Raw genomic sequence first — 19710 nt, 5'->3', positions numbered from 1 at the left:
TTCTTGCTCATGGTAAACTCCTGATGAGTGTGTTTAGTTTACCAAGTTAAAACCTCCTGTTTTTTCAGCACACATCACTTTGATAAGAGTTGCTTAAAACATATAGCAAGCTATGGCTCACTCGACAGCCTATGTGCATTGTATTTATTGCATCACTGGGGAGTAACCATTAATAGTACCGCTCTTTCTAATGATTGCTGTTCACTCCTCATCAATTCATTAGAGTTATTACTAAAAAGAAATCCTCACTTCCATCGTTCACATGTCTTTTTATTTGATGAATTATGTGATCAGATCTTCCTTATAGAATTAAAAGGATACAGTCGACCACTCAAAATTAAATTAAATTGGCGAGAATACAGAAGGAAAAACTGGTCTAGTGAAGTTAAAGAGATATCTACAAAAGCCGAAGCAGATTTCCGCATTCACCCGAAACTTCAAGACTTCATTCCAAGCACAGATCCAAACCTAGAAGAACTATACAAAAAACTGTTTGTTTAAGTTGATTTCATCTGCTTACCATTTGCTTACTAGCTTGCAAAAACAAAAAAACCACTTACGATTAGTACACGTAAGTGGTTGTTTTATATGGTGGGCCCAGACAGACTTGAACTGTCGACCAACGGATTATGAGTCCGCTGCTCTAACCAACTGAGCTATAGGCCCTATAATGCTTAGATATTCAATACAAACATTCTCTAGCGGCAAGAATACTAACTAAGAAAATCATAAAAAACAAGTGTTTTAGATTCAAACGCTTATTCAGACAACATCTTTTTATGCACAATTTGACTACAGCAATAAATAAATGCTACAAAAACTCATACCGATAACATCAAATTCTAAGTTTAGTGATATAAAAAAACAATTAATTGATAGAATTATTTAAAGCACTTTACCACGTTCACAATTTATGCAGTGCGTTTAATAGGAATATGATTCTTTGGCATTGGATAGACCATTTTGGTGCTTAAATGCTTTTCTTTACGTGATTCGAAGTAAAATTCGAGCAATGACCAGCCCACGACAAGCATAAAAACCACAAATGCTACACACAACATAGACCAGATTGTCATTAAGATTACTCCATTATCAAGCTTGATTGCCAAAAAATAGCTTTTTTGAACACAATCACCTAAGACAAAAGTCTAATAGGTATTTAAGCCAGTGAAAAGAGCATTTAGTGACTATTTGAGATTTAATTTATATCAAACAATATATTAAATATCTAACAAAGCATCAAATAAGACATAAAAACGCTAAATTAATTATAAAAAATACCTATATTATCTGGTCATAAAAAACCATAAAATATCTCAAGCCGTGGCCTATTGATTAGAAGCTAAATTTAGTGGTCTACAAAAAGTAAAGCTGCTCATATGACGTTTATGTGACCAAAGATAAGCTGTTGAGCGTTAAGTATTCATGCATTTAGCATAATGTTTTAGGTTGAACTGTTCAAAGTAGTGCACAAATCCATAAAAACTCGCTATAAAACCCTTTATCCGAAAAAAAGCCTTATGCTAGAATTCACCTCAATTTGATCGGCATAAGGCCAATCTACAAGGAGCATATTTCGCATGGCGGGTCATTCCAAGTGGGCCAATATTAAGCATCGTAAAGCAAAACAAGATGCTAGTCGTGGTAAGTTATTTACTAAATACATCCGTGAACTGACAACTGCCGCTAAACTCGGTGGTGCAGATGCAGCCAGCAACCCACGTTTACGTGCGGTGGTTGAAAAAGCCTTATCTGTTAACATGACACGCGATGTCATCAACCGTGCGATCCAACGTGGTGCTGGTGGTGAAGATAACGATGATTTAAAAGAAGTCACCTATGAAGGTTACGGTGTTGGTGGTGTGGCTGTGATTGTGGAAACAATGACAGACAACTTAAACCGTACTGTACCTGATGTACGTCATTGCTTTAGCAAAACTGATGGTAACTTGGGCACTAACGGTTCAGTGGCCTTCTTGTTTACTAAGCGTGGTGAAATTAGTTTTGAAGATCTATCTTTAGAAGATCAAATCATGGACGTGGCATTAGAAGCCGGTGCTGAAGATATTGAAGTATCTGAAGATCAAATCTTAGTCATCACCACCCCTGAAAGTTTTGGTGATGTACAAGATGCATTATCTGCTGCCGGCTTAAAATCAGACAATGCTGAAGTGATTATGAGCCCATCAACAAAAGCTGAGATCACTGATATTGAACAAGCGAAAAAAATCATGAAAATGATTGATATGCTTGAAGATTTAGATGATGTACAAAACGTTTATACCAACGTTGAATTCTCAGATGATGTACTCAATCAATTAGATGCTTAATCTGTCATGAATTTTAAAACGCGCTTTCGAGCGCGTTTTTTGCTTTTAGGCTTTACTCAGTAAACTGTGGCAATCAAATACGTCATATTCTTTAATCACAAAACTTGAATGCAGCGCCACAACATGTTCAATTTTACCAATACGTTGCAGCAAGACCTCACTATAACTTTGCATATCTTTAGCCACCACTTCTACAATAAAATCTGCCGATTGCCCTGTCACTAAAAAGGCATGAATCACTTCTGGAATATCTTTAAGAGCTTCTAAAAATTTGGCAAAAGTGTCGGTATCATGTTTACTTAATGAAACTTGTAACAAGACATGCAAGCTAAAGCCCAATTTTTCGTAATTTAAGTCCCGTTTTAATTGGGTCATAATATTGTGATCAATCAGTTGCTTAATCCGACGATGCACCGAACTGACCGACAAATTGACCCGCTCTGAGAGTTCATTGAGATTTAAGTCTTGATGGGTCAGGATTTCGAGAATTTGTTTATCAAAGCGATCAAGTTGCATGCCATCATCCTCGCGTATTATGTTTATCGTAATAGATGATGCCGTATAGAATTTTTTAGGGTGTTTGAGGAAAACGTTAAATCGTTTTACTGCAACCACTATACGTTTTTAACCTATAGCTTGTGCCAATTCACTTGTGGTAAATCGCGTTTTCAGTCGAATCGAGACCTTATGGATAAAGACCACCTAACTTGATCAGTTATTGAGCCTGTTACTCTTTTCGATCCCCATCACACCCTTGCAATATAGATTAACAACATCTAATTTAAATTATTTTCCTAAATTTAAAAAAATAAAAGCCTTTTTGAACTGATTTTTCACTTTATTAAGCAATTCTGCAAAAAAATACCATTTAAGTAAAAAATTATGATTTATTTACCCATTAAAGCTTCTTTATTGAAAAATTTATCTCAAAAAAAATTACATACCGCGCCAGTCTACGCGAGCACGACGTTCGGTTGCATACACCCGTGCAATGTATTGCCCTAGAGGTAGTTGTTGTAAGTATTCACGATAGGCTAAAAATTCTGCTGAAAAAGTATCCAGTTGCTCGGTTTCCCACGGTGTGTTGGGTAATGCCAAAATTGGAGCAAGCATGCTACATACTGCAATATCAGCCAGTCCTAAACGTGAACCCAACAAATAACCGCCCTTGTTGTTAATTAGTTGCGCATTGAGCTTAGGAATCATGGCATCAAGTTCAGCTTTTGAAGCAGCCACCTTATCGCTTTTTAATTGATAACCCGTGGAGACTAATTTTTTAATTAAAGGTCGGGTGTATTTATCAAATTGGCGCATATAACCTTTTTCACCAATTAAAATTTCAACCGATTCATCACTGCCTTGTAGAGCATGTGCCAATACCCAACGGCGTACATGACGTCCCATTTCATTGGCAAGTGCATCCATTTGTAAAGCGTGTTGACGTAAACTCTCATCTGCAGGTAATAAACGATGTTCTGGATAATATTCATCTAAATGCAGTGCAATATCGGTGCTGCCCACAATCCAGCGTTCAGCATCTTTTAAAATGGGCAGTTTATTTTGACCGGTTTTTAAACGAGTAAAAGCGCGATGTACCCCAGGGATTAAATTGTGTGCCACATAATCCAGTTCTTTATGATCGAGCAACCAACGTGCTTTTTCACAAAAATGTGATAAAGGAAACTGGTAAAGTGTACGCATACAAACTCCGTGGTGGTTTTCTTTCATCGACAAGCTGATGGCTTTGAAGTTACTTTAAGCGATATTAAAAGCCAAACACAATGTGATTTAACACCAATTGTATGCAAGCGTATGAAAAATCCAGCACCGCACTGCATGTTCATGACTTTGGCTTGGCTTTGTTGTAAAATCAGCAGCAATTTTTAAATAACACTTTGTGAGTAATTTCATGGGTTTTAATTGTGGTATTGTTGGCTTACCCAACGTTGGTAAATCTACCCTGTTCAATGCATTAACCAAAGCTGCAATTGCTGCGGAAAACTTCCCGTTTTGTACCATCGAGCCAAACACAGGGATTGTACCTGTACCTGACCCACGTCTTGATAAACTCACCGCGATCGTTAAACCACAACGTGTTTTACCTACCACTATGGAATTTGTAGATATTGCAGGTTTAGTGGCAGGTGCATCAAAAGGTGAAGGCTTAGGTAACCAATTTTTAGCCAATATCCGTGAAACTGACGCGATTGCTCACGTGGTACGTTGTTTTGAAGATGAAAACGTGATTCACGTTAATGGTAAAATTGACCCGCTTGACGATATTGCCACCATTAACACTGAATTAGCTTTAGCCGATTTAGAAACAGTGACGAAAGCGGTAACACGTTTAGCAAAATCTGCAAAAGGTGGCGACAAAGAAGCTGTAGCAACCAAAGCAGTTTTAGAAAAAATCTTACCGTTACTTGATGAAGGTAAACCTGCGCGTGCTGCCGATTTAGATGATGACGAGCGTAAATTGGTGCGTGGTTTTGGTTTATTAACTTTAAAACCAACAATGTATATTGCCAACGTGGCGGAAGATGGTTTTGAAAACAACCCACATCTTGATGCAGTCAAAGCCTTAGCTGCCTCTGAAAATGCGATTGTGGTACCGCTTTGCAACCAAATTGAAGCTGAGATTTCATTGCTTGAAGATGAGGATCGTGCTGAATTTTTAGAAGCGATGGATATGGAAGAGCCAGGCCTAAACGTGGTGATTCGTGCCGGTTATGCCCTACTTGGCTTACAAACCTACTTTACCGCAGGTGTACAAGAAGTTCGTGCTTGGACTGTAAAAGTGGGCGCAACTGCACCACAAGCAGCAGGCGTGATTCACACTGACTTTGAAAAAGGCTTTATTCGTGCTGAATGTATTGCTTACGAAGATTTCGTACAGTACAACGGCGAAGCAGGCGCTAAAGAAGCTGGTAAATGGCGTTTAGAAGGTAAAACGTATATCGTACAAGATGGTGACGTTTTGCACTTCCGCTTTAACGTATAAATCACTTTAAAAAAAGCCCCATATTGGGGCTTTTTTTATGCACTCAGACCTATATGAGCGCACTCATATGGTGCACTTTAGGATTCAACCACGACCGCATTGCCTTTTTGTTTCGGATCGGTGTTGCCTAATTCAGGGTGCTCTAAGGCATCCGCACATTGGCGTTTATCACGCTCATAATCGAGCTGCTTTTGTGCTGCCGATGCGGTGTTTTCTAACGTGATGCGCGCCCAAACTTCTAAACTGGTTAATGCTTTACGACACAGTGCATATGTACCTTCAGTCACTGAGTCGGTCATTTTTACGTTAATACGCCAATCGGTACTGAGTTTACGTGCAGGGATGCGTACTTCATTTTCAATTTTTGCCATGTCTTTGGCATAGACTAATCCATCCACCTGATTGATCAGTTGCCAAGCTTGAGTGGCATATTCAGTCGCATCATGACTGAGTTTAGGTGCCGCTTTAATCTGTGTTGGGGCAGCGTTGTCTTGACCACATGCGCTTAGCCCAAAGACAGCCAACAGAGCAGCTACAGCAACTTGATGCTTAACTTTCACTCTCATCTGATTCACCTTAAAACATTTCGTCACTATGCTAGTGAATTCAAGTAGAATACTCAATCTTCTTTCTCTTAAGTTCCGCTCCCCCACAAGGTGTGTCGTGTCTGAACAGCAATTATTGCCCGCGCAACCCGCAGGCTTTTGGCAAGGTGCTAAAGATAGCCAAGCCATCATGTTTACTTATTTACCCGTTTCATTTGCGTTTGGTGTATCGGCCACGCAATTTGGTTTTAGCGCCTGGGAAGCCTTGTTTTTGTCCTGCTCGATGTATGCAGGCGCAAGTCAGTTCTTGGTGGTGGCCTTATTAGGCAGTGGTACCTCTATTTGGATGACTGCATTAACTGTGATTGCCCTAGATATTCGCCATTTACTGTATGGCCCTGCGTTATATAACTTAATTCAAGATAAACTCAATTTAAAAAAAACAGCCTTTTGGGCATGGGGTTTAACCGATGAGGTCTTTGCCTCAGGTATGATTCAGCTGTCACAGCGTCGTCAGCAATGGTCAGAATCATGGATGTTAGGTTTGAGTCTATTTAGTTGGCTGTCATGGGCAACAGGCTCATTCTTAGGGGGCTTATTTGCCGATCAAGTCAGTCAAATGCCACAGTTTTTACAAGCTGCCTTAGATTTCTTACTGCCTGCTTTATTCTTAAGCTTCTTATTGGCCGCTTTTGAGCGTAAACATACCTTTATCGTTTTGGTGACCACCCTCGTTGCTGCAATTGCTTGTTATTTTATTGATTTATCTGCGGCGATTTTTATTGGCATTGGTTCAGGGATTTTTGCCGGCTTATTTAAGCATTATGTACTGAAAAAACCTGATCCGGAACATGTAAGGAGCTGATGCATGAATCTTGAAATTATTTTAGTGGGGATTTTGGTGGGAATTGCCAACTTTGCTTCTCGTTTTGGACCATTTTTCGTGATTCAAAAGTTTCAGCAAGAGGGGCAAAAACGAGGGGCATTATGGCTAAAAATTGCTTTAGGTAGTATTGGTATTGCTGCCATTAGTGCCATGCTAGTGGTTGCCACCTTACCACCATTATTACAAAGCCCAAATAAAAGTTTTGCCATGCTGATGGGATTTTTGGTGCTCACGGCGCTGTATTTTAAATTTAAGCAAATTGTGCCTGCGACTTTAACCGCCGCCTTAACCTATGGCTTAATTTATACTTATTTTCCAATCTAAAGGAGCCATGTGCTCCTTTTTTAACATTTTTTCTGCCCTATTAAGACAAAAATCTAGGTTCTACGCCTGTGATTTTAAAACACGACCAATCCAACAGCGCCATGAGTTCTGCTATGCTAAAACCTCAACAGGTAAAGGATATTACTCATGAGCGTCACTCTTGGCACCCCGTTACAAACGTCTGCATTTAAAGTCTTGCTGTTAGGTTCCGGTGAACTTGGCAAAGAAGTGGTGATTTCATTACAACGTTTAGGGGTCGAAGTCCACGCTGCCGACCGTTATGCAGATGCTCCTGCCATGCAAGTGGCGCATTTTAGCTATAACTTAAACATGGCCGACCCTCAAGCACTCAAACAATTAATTGCCCAAGTGCAACCACATTTAATCGTGCCTGAAATTGAAGCGATTGCCACCGAAGTCTTGGTCGAGATTGAACAAGCTGCCACAGCAACCGTGATCCCATCAGCAAAAGCGGTCAATCTCACCATGAACCGCGAAGGCATTCGTCGTTTAGCCGCCGAAGAATTAGGTCTACCGACCTCTGCTTATCGTTTTGCCAACACTTTAACAGCTTTTCGTGCGGCGTGTGATGACATTGGCTATCCAAACTTTGTTAAGCCCGTCATGTCATCCTCAGGCAAAGGTCAATCGCGTGTTACTTCATTTGATGAAGTTGATGCCGCTTGGGAGTATGCTCAAACTGGTGGTCGTGTCAATCAAGGTACGGTGATTGTTGAAGCTCAAATTGATTTTGATTTTGAAATTACCTTACTCACTGTACGTAGCAAGCATCCACAAACAGGTGAGATTGAAACCTCGTATTGCGACCCAATTGGTCATCGTCAAGATGCCGGTGATTATGTGGAAAGTTGGCAACCACAACCGATGAGTGCAGCCGCCTTAACCGAGGCCAAACGGATTGCCCATAAGGTCACTACTGCGCTCGGTGGCTGCGGTATTTTTGGGGTAGAACTATTTGTCAAAGGTGACAAAGTATGGTTTAGTGAGGTTTCACCACGTCCGCATGATACAGGGCTTGTGACCTTAGCTTCACAATTTCAAAGCGAATTTGAATTACATGCACGCGCCATTTTAGGCTTACCCGTCAATACCGCGCGGCATAGTGTTGCTGCAAGTGCTGTGATTTATGCAGGCATGGATCATCAGAATCTTACATTTTCTGGCTTGAATCTTGCTTTAGCACATCCCGATACGGATTTACGTCTGTTTGGCAAACCTGAAGGCTTTAAACGTCGTCGTATGGGTGTCGCAACTGCGCGTGCCCAAGACACCACCCAAGCACGTCAGTTAGCACAACAGGCTGCAGATCAAGTTAGCGTGCAACACTATTCGGACTTTACATAATAACGGACCCTGTTCATGATCAATACTCTACCTTTGCTGAAATACACCCATGATCATCATGATATTCAAGCCATTAATCAGTGGCGCAGTGATGTAGAACAGCAGCTACAAGCGTATTTTGAACAGGGTTATTCTATTCGGGATATTATTCGTACTCGTTCAGATTTGATTGACGAAGCATTAATGTTTTTATGGCAACATGCCGAACTCGACAGCACTCATTTAGGCCTGTTTGCTGTAGGCGGTTATGGACGCCGCGAAATGCTGCCTTATTCTGATGTTGATATTATGATCTTGGCTGAAGACAACATCAGTGTTCAAGACGAACAAAAAATATCGACCTTTATCTCATCACTTTGGGATGTAGGTAATTTTAAACCCGGCATTAGTGTACGCACCATCAACGATTGCGTTGAACAAGCCACGCATGACTTAACTGTCGCCACCAGTTTAATCGAAGCACGTTTGATTGTCGGCAATCACAATCTTGCCAAATGGCCACGACGCATTGTGTCACAAAGCTGGACCGACAAAACCTTCTTTGATGCCAAGATGCTTGAACAACAAAAACGCTACGCGCAGCACAACAACACCGAAAGCAACTTAGAACCTGATATTAAAAATGCACCGGGAGGCATCCGTGACATTAACCAAATTGGTTGGATTGCCAAACGCCATTTTCGCGTCAATCGTATTTATGATTTAGTACATTTAGGCTTTATTTCCGAATTTGAACTGGAAGTGTTAGAACAAGCTGAACTTTTCTTATGGGAAATTCGTCATCATCTGCATCGTCTCACCAAGCGTGATGAAAACCGTTTATTGTTTGACTATCAACGTGAGATTGCGGCCAAATTTGGTTTTGAGCGTGAAGAACATCAATCACCCAATTATCCAATCGAACAATTTATGAAGCAGTATTATCGTACTGCACAACAAGTGTCTACTTTAAATGAAATGCTACTGGCTTATTTTAATGAATCCGTCATCACGCCACGTTTACCACAATATGAGCGTGAAATTGTCGAAATTAATAACCATTTTAAATTAGTCGATAACAAACTTGCCGTACAACACCATAAGGTATTTTCTGAAAACCCAAGTGCCATTTTAGAAATCTTTTATTTATTGGCCAATCGTCCTGAGATTGAAGGGATTCGTGCTCGTACCTTACGCTTATTAACTTTAGCCGCTAAAAAGATTGATCATGGCTTTCGTGAAAATCCAATCAATCAAGCCTTGTTTATGTCCATTATTCGCTCACCGTATCGCCTATATGACACCTTAGTGGCCATGAAGCGATACGGGGTATTGGGCAATTATATTCCAGCCTTTGGTCAGATCACTGGTCTGATGCAATATGACTTGTTCCATATTTATACGGTAGATGCCCATACCTTATTGCTATTACGCAATTTGAATCGTTTTAAAGAGCCTGAATTTACCAAAGACTTCCCTGTGGTCAGTTCTGTGTTTCAACGCCTAGCGCGCCGTGACATTGTCTATTTAGCCGCCATTTTTCATGATATTGCCAAAGGCCGTGGCGGTGACCACAGTGAACTTGGTGCGATGGATGCGATTGAATTTGGTCGTAAACATGGTTTTACCGAACGTGAATGCAATATGGTGGCATGGCTGGTACAAAACCATCTGTTGATGTCTGTCACTGCGCAGAAAAAAGATATCTCTGATCCAGACGTGGTACAGCAATTTGCTGAAAAAGTCGGGGATATGGAGCATCTTGACTATTTATATACCTTAACTGTTGCCGATATTAACGCCACCAATCCAAGCCTTTGGAACACATGGCGTGCATCATTGATGCGTCAGCTATACACCCATGCCCGTGATGTGATTCGCTCAGGCCTTGGGCGCCCTGTCAATTATCAAATGTTGATTGAAGACACCAAATTTAGTGCCAGCGAATTGCTTGTCAATGATTTTGCCTTAGAAGAGGTAGAAAAAGTATGGCAAGAATTGGGCGATGATTATTTTATTAAAGAATCAGCCGATGAAATTGCATGGCATACCCGCGCGATTTTATGCCATGGCCATAATCCTGCACCTTTGGTGTTGTTACGTGCGCATCGTAAAGCGGCACAAGATGCTGTGCAGATCTTTATTTATACCCAAGATCAACCCAATTTATTTGCCACCACAGTTGCGGTACTCGATCGCATGAATTTGGATGTACAAGATGCCCGTATTATTACTGCAAGCACTTCATTTAGTTTAGATACCTATGTGGTGCTCGATCGTTTTGGTAACTTGCTCAGCGACCCTGAGCGTGAGCAAGCCTTAATTGATGCATTGGTAAGTGCGTTGAGTCAATCGGATCAGTATCCGGGTTTAATGCAGCGCCGTATTCCACGTCAATTGCGCCACTTTGACATTCAAAATACCGTGACCATTAGTTTTAACGCAGCCTTACAACAACATATGGTCGAGCTTTCAACCCTTGACCAACCGGGGTTACTGGCTCGTATTGGGGGTCTGTTTATGATGCAAGGTTTAGACATTCATTCAGCACGTATTGTGACCTTAGGCGAACGTGCTGAAGATACCTTCTTCATCACCAAAAAAGAAGGTGAACCGATGAGTGATGCCGAAGCTCAATTATTTGCTGAGCGGTTAAAAGCTGCGCTTGATCAAGCCTCACATCAAGTTTGCCATCAATCTTAATTTATACGGTTTTTATGTTATGAACGCACAGTTGTCGTTGCTACACCCTTATCCATTTGAAAAGTTAAATCAATTGTTTGCAGATATTCAACCTGCCGATCTGCCTTTGATTGCCCTGTCTATTGGTGAACCTAAACACCCTGCACCTGCATTTGTTCAACAAGCCATTATTGAGCATTTTGAGCATTTATCGACCTATCCAAACAGCAAAGGCCTACCTGAGCTGCGTCAAAGCATTGCGGCTTGGTTAACACGTCGTTTTTGTTTAACGCATATTGACCCCGAACAGCATATTTTACCAGTCTCTGGAACACGCGAAGCCATTTTCTCTTTTGTACAAGCCATGGTTAAACGTGAAGATCAGGCTTATGTGGTGATGCCAAATCCGTTTTACCAAATTTATGAAGGTGCAACTTTACTTGCTGGGGCTAAGCCTTATTTTATTAACTGCAGCGAAGAAAATGGTTATTTAGGTGATTTTGATGCTGTACCTCAACACGTCTGGCAAAACACGGCACTGTTATTTGTCTGCACACCAGGCAACCCAACAGGTGCGGTGATTTCTAAACAACAGTTAAAAAAATTAATTGCACTGTCTGATGAATACGGCTTTGTGATTGCCTCAGATGAGTGTTATTCAGAACTGTGGTTTGAGCAAGTACCGGTAGGCTTACTTGAAGTCTGCGCTGAAATGGGACGCCATGATTATAAAAACTGTGTGGTGTTTCACTCTTTATCTAAACGTTCTAATTTACCAGGTATGCGTTCAGGCTTTGTTGCAGGTGACGCAGTACTATTAAAACCCTATTTAAAGTTTCGTACTTATCACGGCGCGGCCATGCCAGTGCAACATCAACTTGCCTCAATTGCTGCATGGAATGATGAGCAGCACGTGGAAGAAAATCGAGTGCAATACCGTGCCAAGTTTGATTTATTCCAGCAAGAACTGGGTCACCTCCTACCACTGCAAAAACCCGATGCTGGTTTTTACTATTGGTTAAAGGTCGAGCATGATGAAAAGTTTGCTAAAATGCTCATGGAAAAAGCTCATATTAAAGTGTTACCCGGTCGCTATTTATCACGCGATACACAAAGTGGCAATCCGGGCGAAAATCATGTGCGTTTGGCATTGGTGGCAGATTTAGCCCAATGCGAGCAAGCCATTCAACGCTTAAAAAACGTGCTTTAAGCGTTATGAATACTAAACTCATGTACAAAACTATAAATCACATTGCGATCCATCATTGCAATTGCTTCTAACTGCGCTGATGCCAAAGCCTGAACCACTTTGGTATCGAGTGCTTTTGAGCCTGAGCTTTTCAGCACCTCTGCTTTAACAATACGCCCATCATTGGCCAAAACGGTAAGTTTTAGGCGAACTGGATTTTTATAGCCTTGATAATCTGCGTCACTAAACTCAATTTTAGGACGACTAATCCAAGCCACTTGATAATCTTTCTTGTTTTGTTGCGCTTTTAACTGTTTTTCTAAAGCTGGATCGACTTTTGGCACATAAGGCTTTTGTTTACTAGTTAATAACGCTTTTAAGTCTTGTTCTAACGCCAATTCTAATTCTTCAACATTGGCCAAACTGAATGTGCTTAAGCCAGCGAGCAACATAGCACTTAGCACTTTGTGTGGTAAATTCATGTGTATGGCTCCAAATCATGATCAAAAACTAAGGCGATTATCTCAATCGCCTTAAATTATGTCTATTGTAACGCTTTTTCGATCTCTTCTTGTAAACTTTCGGGCTTGGTGGTTGGGGCAAAACGCTGAATAATCCGTCCATCACGCCCAATTAAAAATTTGGTAAAGTTCCATTTAATGCCATTTCCCAAAATGCCTTTACTGTTATTGGTTAAATAACGAAAGACTGGGTGTGCTTCAGCGCCTTTGACATCGACTTTGGCAAACATGGGAAAGCTTACCCCGTAGTTTTTTTGACAAAAGGCGCCAATTTCACTGTTACTACCCGGATCTTGCCCCCCAAATTGGTTGCATGGAAAACCTAAAATCTCTAAACCTTGATCTTTGTATTGTTGGTAGAGCTTTTCAAGCCCAGAAAATTGCGGGGTAAAACCACACTTACTGGCCGTATTTACAATCAACAACACTTTACCGGCATACACCGATAAAGATTGTTCTTGTCCATCCAACAATTCAGCCTGAAACTGATAAATGTTGCTCATGGATAGCTGTCCTCATCATTTTTTTCATGACTTTTTAATTCTAATGATGCTGAATTCACGCAATAACGAAGTCCTGTGGGTTCAGGACCATCATCAAATACATGCCCTAAATGTGCATCGCAGTGATGGCAGACAATTTCTGAGCGCGTCATACCATGTGAGGTATCTACATGCTCTTCTATGGCAGATGGGGTTAAGGCACGATAAAAACTTGGCCACCCAGATCCACTGTCATATTTGGTTTCAGAGCTAAACAGTGGCGTACCACAGCAACGACATACATAGGTGCCATCTTGCTTGGTATTCCAATATTTTCCCGTAAATGCAGGCTCCGTGCCTTTTTGACGGGTAATATGAAACTCCTCTGGTGATAACTCTCTTTGCCATTCACGCTCGGTTTTATTGAGTTTTCCCATCATTAAACTCCTTTAAATCTTCGACATTCAATGTCATGCTTTGGTAACTTCATATTTACGCTAGACAAGATAAAATTTCTAGCTAAATTTCAACATAGATTGTGCGTTTTCCGTAATCTATTTTTTCTTAACATACATATAATTGGATGAAAACATGTCCGTTTTAGGTAACACACCCCGTCGCGAAATTAAAAAATCTTCTAAGCTCGAGCATGTATGCTACGACATTCGCGGACCTGTGTTACGAGCGGCCAATGAGATGGAAGAGGCCGGCCATAAAATCATTAAACTCAACATTGGTAATCCCGCTACATTTGGTTTTGAAGCGCCACAAGAAATTATCAATGATGTGGCACTCAACTTACCCAATGCGGTAGGTTATACCGACTCCAAAGGCATTTTCCCTGCGCGTAAAGCCATTTGTCAGTATTATCAGCAAAAAGGCATTTTAAATATGCATGTCAATGACGTGTATATCGGCAATGGTGTTTCTGAGCTGATTGTCATGGCCATGCAAGGTTTGCTTGATGATGGTGATGAGATGCTGGTGCCTATGCCTGACTATCCGCTATGGACTGCAGCAGTGAATTTATCAGGCGGTACTGCCATTCACTATAAGTGTGATGAAGAAAATCATTGGTATCCTGACCTTGCCGACATGGAAAGTAAAATCACCCCCAATACCCGTGGGATTGTGATTATTAACCCTAACAACCCAACAGGTTCGGTTTATCCACGTCATGTGCTTGAGCAAATTGTGGCTTTGGCGAAGAAATATGACCTAATCTTATTTGCCGACGAAATTTACGATAAAATTGTCTATGACGGTATTGAGCATGTTTCAGTGGCGGCCCTTGCCGGTGATCAGCTGTGTATTTCATTTAATGGTTTATCAAAATCGTATCGTATTGCAGGCTACCGTTCAGGTTGGATGGCCATCACAGGTGATCGTTCACGCGCTGTAGATTATATTGAAGGCTTAGACATGTTGGCATCTATGCGTTTATGTGCCAATCATCAAGCGCAATATGCCATTCAAACAGCCCTTGGCGGTTATCAATCAATTAATGATTTGATTCGTCCCGGCGGTCGCTTATATGAGCAACGCAATATTGCTTGGGAAATGCTCAATGAAATCCCAGGGGTATCTTGTGTAAAACCTGAAGGTGCCATGTATTGCTTCCCAAAACTTGATCCGAATGTTTATCCAGTTCAAGATGATGAAAAGCTAATGCTGGATTTTTTACGTGCCGAAAAAGTGTTATTGGTACAAGGTACAGGCTTTAACTGGCCAACGCCTGATCATTTCCGGGTGGTGTTCTTACCTGCTGAAAATGAGTTACGTGAAGCCATGACCCGTTTAAGTCGCTTCTTAGCCAAAATGCGCTAAGATCAAAAAGCCGTGATTCAAATCACGGCTTTTTTTATAGCCTTATTGCAAAGGATTGCCAAATTTTTCCAAGTATGCCAGACCAACTGCTTGCGAGCCTTGAAAACTTAAATGATCATCATCTTTATGACGATAAATGGGTACACCATCAACGCTCGATTGACAAAGGTCTGCCTTACACAGTACATCTTTAGGATCTATTAATTTTAAATCTAGAAAGTCGGATTTTAAGCGTATTAAAATCTGCTCAAATTCAGCCGCGACTTGTGCTTCATTAGCTTTTGAAAATGTACAGGCCATGTCACGCTGTAAAATTTCAGCACGGATTTGACAATCGGCACTAATATGATTGAGCTCAGGAACATCTAATAATAAAACAACTTGATCACTTGCCCGTTCTGCATGAGTAATGGCGCGCTTTAAACCTTGGTATAAAATTTCTTGGCGCTGTTCATATACACCATCTTGTAGCTTTAAGGTATGCCCTAAATAAGCATGGTAATAGCCCGTTAAAACCACCATAGGATAATGCTGTTGGCTTAAATGCATCGTAATTGCATCATTACGACTTTTAAATGCTGTATTGATTGTCCAATTGCTGCCATTGCGTGCCAAGCGCTCGACCTGTGGCAAATATAAGGTTGAACTTTGCGTTACATCATAGCCTCTTAAGCCTGCATCGTTGGCCCATAGGTCAAACATACTTGTAGCACTATTGGCATGCGAGTCACCAATTAAAATAAAATCCACCTCGGCTTTGTCTACACCTAAACGACATATCTCGGCTGAGGAAAACTGCGCAGCACTTGGATAACCAATACATTGCGCACGTAAACGATGCGCAAAACTATTTAATGCTTCCAATTGCGCATGTATAGTATGAGAAAAACGCTCAGGAAAACCTGCATAGTGCTCAACCACTTTTGCGCTACTGACGATACTTAAAGCCGGCAGCATAAATCCCATACTAATCACGCGCCAAGGCACAACATGTGCAAAACGTTTAGTGGGTTGTTCAATGTATCGATAGGTCAACCATGCAAGCAGCACAGTCATCACCAAAATACCCAGTTGAGTGACTAAGGTATTGGGTAATAAATAAAAACCTGCAAACACAATCACAGGCCAATGCCATAAATACAAAGGATAGGAAATTTTACCCATCCATAAACTTACTACATGATTTAAGAATGGGTTATGACTTTCTGTAAATTGTCCAAGATAAATCATCGATGCTGTGGCGATACATGGAAGCAATGCCATCAAGCCCGGAAATGGCGTATGTTGGTCAAAACAAGTCGCAATCACTGCAATGATGATCAAACATACACTCACCAATACGTGCAATAAGCGCTGTGGCAACTTAATTTTGGGTAAAAAGACAATCAAAGCCCCCAAAAGTAGCTCAAAAGCCCGTACCGGCATACTGTAATAAGCTTTATGCGCATTGATCTGAAGCTGCTGCTGGGCATAATATAAAGAGGCTAAAATGCCAGCCAGTATTACCGCCCATAACCCACGGCGCAGATGCGCTTTAAACAGCATAGCTAAAATCAGTGGCCAAAAAATATAAAACTGCTCTTCTACCCCAAGCGACCATAAATGTAACAGCGGAATAGTCTCAACGCTTTGACTAAAATAATCGCCCACCTCATTTTGCATATGCAGGTTGGCCATCAAAAATGTGCCATATAAAGCACTTTGGGCATATTTGATCAATTCATCGGGCAACATCACCTGCCAAGCCAAGACACTCACTGTGACCAACACGGTAAAAAAAGCCGGTGCTAAACGTAAAACACGTTTTTTATAAAAATGGGCAATCGAAAAACATTGCTCCGTCAGCTCTTTAGTTAAAATCGAAGTAATCAGATAGCCTGAAATGACAAAGAAAATATCTACGCCAATATAACCACCAGAAAACCATGACCAACCCAAATGATTAAACACCACCAACAACACTGCAATGGCTCGTAGGCCATCAATATCAGCGCGATATGCAACACTCATAATCGTGATCAGGAGATAAAAAAACGCGCTTAGTGTACGCTTTTTTTAAAACAGCACCGCATATTTTTATACTTTTTATAGAATCAGCACCTTGATCTGAGTGCCACAGCATTCAATTTTTGTTTTAAGATCATATTCAATAGATTTTGAGAAAATTGACATGGATTACAAAATTCATTTATTAGATATTCACAATCCACTGCAAAATTATATTTGGCTGATTGAGCATCTCCCCTCTCAACAAGCCGTGGTGATTGATCCAACCGAAGCCCAATATGTGACGGATTTTTGCCAAACGCACAATTTGACCTTAACACAAATTTGGCTGACCCACTGGCATAAAGATCATATTGGTGGTGTGCCTCAATTGATGCAACAATATCAAGTCAGAGTCTATGGTCCAAGAAAAGAGCTGTCAAAGATTCCTTATATTGACCATCCCTTACAAGATGAACAAAGCTTTCAATTTCAAGATTTAAACATTGCAGTGCTTGAGGTGCCGGGGCATACCTTAGGACATATTGTGTATTTGATCCAAGATTTACACAGTCTCTTTTGTGGGGATACGCTATTTGCTATGGGCTGTGGACGTGTATTTGAAGGTACGTTTGAGCAGATGTATCAATCTTTAAATCGGCTCGCTGTATTACCACCCAACACCTTAGTCTATTGCACCCATGAATACACCCTATCCAATGCGCAATTTGCACGTCATGTCGAGCCAGACAACCTAGCAATTCAACAACGCTTTGAACAGGTGCAAGCAGAACGTGCACAGGGTATAGCCACCCTACCTAGCTCAATTGAGCTCGAGCTAAAGACTAATCCTTTTTTAAGAGCTGCTACCGTTGCTGAATTTCAACACTTACGTGAATTAAAAGATCAATTTTAAGTCTCGTGGCCCTAGATCATCTAGGGCCATTTATTACAAAATTTGATGCTGTTGGCTATAAGCATCCAAAGCCGCTTGAGTGACCACCTGACATTGTTGCATTTCATCAACACGCACCAATAATAAGCCACCCAAGGCAGGCTGATAACGACGTGCACTTCCAAAAGGCGTATATGCCACTTTAGATTGCTCGCTAAAGTACAACCAATCTTCATGACCAATTAACACCGCCGCAGGCAGCAAGCCTTGTGCTTGCATGGCTTGAATTTGCTGCTGCACCTGATCTTCAACCGTTTGCATCAAACTGTCCTGAAAAGCATAAGCATAATGCCTTTTAGAAGTTTTGTGCAGATGCACTGCTCTCTAATCTGCGATATTGTAATTGCATGTCGTTAAATGCGTCGGTAAAGCCCATCAAAGACACTTTGCGGTCTACATTGCTGCCATTGTCTTGTGATTTATAACGACTAAATAAGTTATAACCCCGTTTCATTTGATCAATCACAGGCACGGCATCACGATATAAACCTTCTCGAGCTTCCATCACCTCACCTGTATCAATACGAATCTGAGTCATAGTATTTTTTTGATGCTTACCCCCAATACTTACACTATAAGTATCATTTAAGCGCATTATGGTAAGATCGTTTTTTTGCATGACACAAATTTTAGTGTCTTCAAAAACACGTACCCAACATTTAATACGCCAACTGGCACGTGCAACTTGACTATTTAAACGATCTGCCTGCTCTTGTTGAGATTGAGATTCCACTTTGCGAATTAAGTGATTCAGTTGATCATCAACCGCACTCGCTGCTTGTGACATATTTGTCCCCAACAAAATGAGAAGCACCCCACACATTTTAGAAATATTCTTAAGCATTTATATATATATCTAATCAAGCCCCTTTTATTATAATATTTATAAAGGAATTTAAAATAGTTAAAATTAGCTAAACAATACCTTTTGATGTTTTTTTAAACTAATCATTAATAACCAACCAATTTAATAGGTTTAATTTAAATATTTAATATCAATAGCTTATATTTAATTAATAAATAAAAATATTTAAAATTTCTAATCAACTTACATATTATTTAACTCACTTTAATATAATCATCACGTGAAAATATATAAAAAATCGTTAAAATGCAAAATCAGTCACATTTTATTCAACACCTAGATATTCAGATTAAATTTTGAAGAAAATTTAACACAAAAATACAAATTGCCCCTTTAAAAAATCTGCTCTCATCCCTATTAATATACTTAGGTCACAGATACAAACAGGAGTTCTCTCGTGAAAAAGGTTGTCAAAGCAAAAAATTTAACTGCATTTCGTATTTGGTTGGAAAAGTTGGGCTATTCAGTGAAGAATTTAACCGACAATCGGGGTTTTACCTTTAGTTTTAAAAAAGAATATGGTTTAGTGACTTGTGACTTGGCAGGCAATGCACTTGCTATCCAACTGGGTGAAGAATTTGAGGATCATTTAAAAGCTTAATTACCTTGATCCGTATATCGTTAGAGAACCACATCAAGATGTCTGGCTCAGATATTTGATGAAAGCCTTCCATTGCAAAGGCTTTTTTATAACTGAATTTTAGGCAATAAAAAAGCAAGGCATATGCCTTGCTTTAATATGATGGTGGGGACGGAGAGACTCGAACTCTCAC

General features: G+C 40.5%; 19 protein-coding genes, 1 tRNA gene and 1 pseudogene. 10 read left to right on the top strand and 11 right to left on the bottom strand.

Features of this window, described 5'->3' with window-relative positions; all coding sequences use genetic code 11:
- Positions 1–589 precede the first annotated feature (589 nt).
- Positions 590–666 (bottom strand) — tRNA-Ile (locus tag Q0Z55_RS11930).
- Between the two features lie 245 nt (positions 667–911).
- Entirely contained in the window at positions 912–1076 is a 165-nt protein-coding gene (locus tag Q0Z55_RS11925; RefSeq protein WP_297428979.1) for a hypothetical protein, read from the bottom strand.
- 504 nt (positions 1077–1580) lie between these two features.
- On the opposite strand from Q0Z55_RS11925, the gene Q0Z55_RS11920 reads away from it, so the two are divergent.
- Positions 1581–2330 (top strand): YebC/PmpR family DNA-binding transcriptional regulator, encoded by a 750-nt coding sequence (locus tag Q0Z55_RS11920; protein WP_297428976.1) that lies wholly within the window; start codon positions 1581–1583, stop codon positions 2328–2330.
- Positions 2331–2375: 45 nt separating this feature from the next.
- Here Q0Z55_RS11920 and Q0Z55_RS11915 read toward each other — a convergent pair whose 3' ends face one another.
- Complete coding sequence (locus Q0Z55_RS11915; protein ID WP_297428972.1) at positions 2376–2846, bottom strand: Lrp/AsnC family transcriptional regulator; 471 nt, start codon at positions 2844–2846, stop codon at positions 2376–2378.
- A 420-nt stretch (positions 2847–3266) separates the two neighbouring features.
- On the bottom strand, positions 3267–4031 hold the full coding sequence (locus tag Q0Z55_RS11910; RefSeq protein WP_297428969.1) for a glutathione S-transferase: 765 nt from the start codon (positions 4029–4031) through the stop codon (positions 3267–3269).
- A 208-nt stretch (positions 4032–4239) separates the two neighbouring features.
- Between Q0Z55_RS11910 and ychF the strand changes: the two genes are divergently transcribed.
- Positions 4240–5331 carry a redox-regulated ATPase YchF gene (gene ychF / locus Q0Z55_RS11905; RefSeq protein WP_297428966.1) on the top strand — a complete coding sequence of 364 codons (1092 nt, stop codon included), beginning with the start codon at positions 4240–4242 and terminating at the stop codon, positions 5329–5331.
- A gap of 77 nt (positions 5332–5408) precedes the next feature.
- Here the strand turns inward: ychF and Q0Z55_RS11900 are convergent, their stop codons facing one another.
- On the bottom strand, positions 5409–5897 hold the full coding sequence (locus Q0Z55_RS11900; protein ID WP_297428963.1) for a hypothetical protein: 489 nt from the start codon (positions 5895–5897) through the stop codon (positions 5409–5411).
- Positions 5898–6012: 115 nt separating this feature from the next.
- On the opposite strand from Q0Z55_RS11900, the gene Q0Z55_RS11895 reads away from it, so the two are divergent.
- From Q0Z55_RS11895 to dapC, 5 genes are all read left to right on the top strand, one after another.
- Complete coding sequence (locus Q0Z55_RS11895) at positions 6013–6741, top strand: AzlC family ABC transporter permease (protein ID WP_297428988.1); 729 nt, start codon at positions 6013–6015, stop codon at positions 6739–6741.
- Between the two features lie 3 nt (positions 6742–6744).
- Positions 6745–7086 (top strand): L-valine transporter subunit YgaH, encoded by a 342-nt coding sequence (gene ygaH / locus Q0Z55_RS11890; RefSeq protein WP_297428960.1) that lies wholly within the window; start codon positions 6745–6747, stop codon positions 7084–7086.
- Positions 7087–7224: 138 nt separating this feature from the next.
- Positions 7225–8451, top strand: coding sequence for a formate-dependent phosphoribosylglycinamide formyltransferase (purT, locus tag Q0Z55_RS11885; protein WP_297428985.1), 1227 nt, complete (start codon positions 7225–7227; stop codon positions 8449–8451).
- 15 nt (positions 8452–8466) lie between these two features.
- The gene (glnD, locus tag Q0Z55_RS11880) at positions 8467–11133 is read left to right on the top strand and encodes a [protein-PII] uridylyltransferase (RefSeq protein ID WP_297428958.1); all 2667 of its coding nucleotides are present in this window, start codon (positions 8467–8469) and stop codon (positions 11131–11133) included.
- 19 nt (positions 11134–11152) lie between these two features.
- On the top strand, positions 11153–12322 hold the full coding sequence (gene dapC / locus Q0Z55_RS11875) for a succinyldiaminopimelate transaminase (RefSeq protein ID WP_297428955.1): 1170 nt from the start codon (positions 11153–11155) through the stop codon (positions 12320–12322).
- Here dapC and Q0Z55_RS11870 read toward each other — a convergent pair.
- The 3 genes from Q0Z55_RS11870 to msrB all read right to left on the bottom strand — a co-directional run bounded on the left by Q0Z55_RS11870 (position 12319) and on the right by msrB (position 13741).
- On the bottom strand, positions 12319–12783 hold the full coding sequence (locus Q0Z55_RS11870) for an energy transducer TonB (protein ID WP_297428951.1): 465 nt from the start codon (positions 12781–12783) through the stop codon (positions 12319–12321). The genes dapC and Q0Z55_RS11870 overlap by 4 nt on opposite strands.
- Before the next feature lie 62 nt (positions 12784–12845).
- Positions 12846–13325, bottom strand: coding sequence for a glutathione peroxidase (locus Q0Z55_RS11865; RefSeq protein ID WP_297428948.1), 480 nt, complete (start codon positions 13323–13325; stop codon positions 12846–12848).
- A complete protein-coding gene (gene msrB / locus Q0Z55_RS11860; protein ID WP_297428945.1) occupies positions 13322–13741 on the bottom strand; it encodes a peptide-methionine (R)-S-oxide reductase MsrB in 420 nt (139 codons plus the stop codon). The genes Q0Z55_RS11865 and msrB overlap by 4 nt, the downstream gene beginning before the upstream one ends.
- A gap of 54 nt (positions 13742–13795) precedes the next feature.
- Here msrB and Q0Z55_RS11855 point away from each other — a divergent pair.
- A pseudogene (locus Q0Z55_RS11855) lies at positions 13796–15131 on the top strand (pyridoxal phosphate-dependent aminotransferase); the annotation flags it as partial.
- Positions 15132–15173: 42 nt separating this feature from the next.
- Here Q0Z55_RS11855 and Q0Z55_RS11850 read toward each other — a convergent pair.
- Positions 15174–17141: an acyltransferase family protein gene (locus tag Q0Z55_RS11850; protein ID WP_297428942.1), complete on the bottom strand. Its 1968-nt coding sequence runs from the start codon at positions 17139–17141 to the stop codon at positions 15174–15176.
- 160 nt (positions 17142–17301) lie between these two features.
- On the opposite strand from Q0Z55_RS11850, the gene gloB reads away from it, so the two are divergent.
- Positions 17302–18033 (top strand): hydroxyacylglutathione hydrolase, encoded by a 732-nt coding sequence (gene gloB / locus Q0Z55_RS11845; RefSeq protein ID WP_297428940.1) that lies wholly within the window; start codon positions 17302–17304, stop codon positions 18031–18033.
- Positions 18034–18066: 33 nt separating this feature from the next.
- On the opposite strand, the gene Q0Z55_RS11840 is transcribed toward gloB, so the two are convergent.
- Both Q0Z55_RS11840 and Q0Z55_RS11835 read right to left on the bottom strand, forming a co-directional pair.
- A complete protein-coding gene (locus tag Q0Z55_RS11840; RefSeq protein WP_297428982.1) occupies positions 18067–18291 on the bottom strand; it encodes a hypothetical protein in 225 nt (74 codons plus the stop codon).
- Between the two features lie 76 nt (positions 18292–18367).
- Positions 18368–18859, bottom strand: coding sequence for a hypothetical protein (locus Q0Z55_RS11835; protein ID WP_297428937.1), 492 nt, complete (start codon positions 18857–18859; stop codon positions 18368–18370).
- Between the two features lie 475 nt (positions 18860–19334).
- Between Q0Z55_RS11835 and Q0Z55_RS11830 the strand changes: the two genes are divergently transcribed.
- Entirely contained in the window at positions 19335–19538 is a 204-nt protein-coding gene (locus Q0Z55_RS11830; protein WP_297428934.1) for a hypothetical protein, read from the top strand.
- Positions 19539–19710 lie beyond the last annotated feature (172 nt).

The sequence above is a fragment of the uncultured Acinetobacter sp. genome (assembly GCF_947626835.1).
Taxonomy (GTDB): domain Bacteria; phylum Pseudomonadota; class Gammaproteobacteria; order Pseudomonadales; family Moraxellaceae; genus Acinetobacter.
Note: the sequence above shows the minus strand (reverse complement) of the source record. Positions and strands in the feature narration are given on the sequence as shown.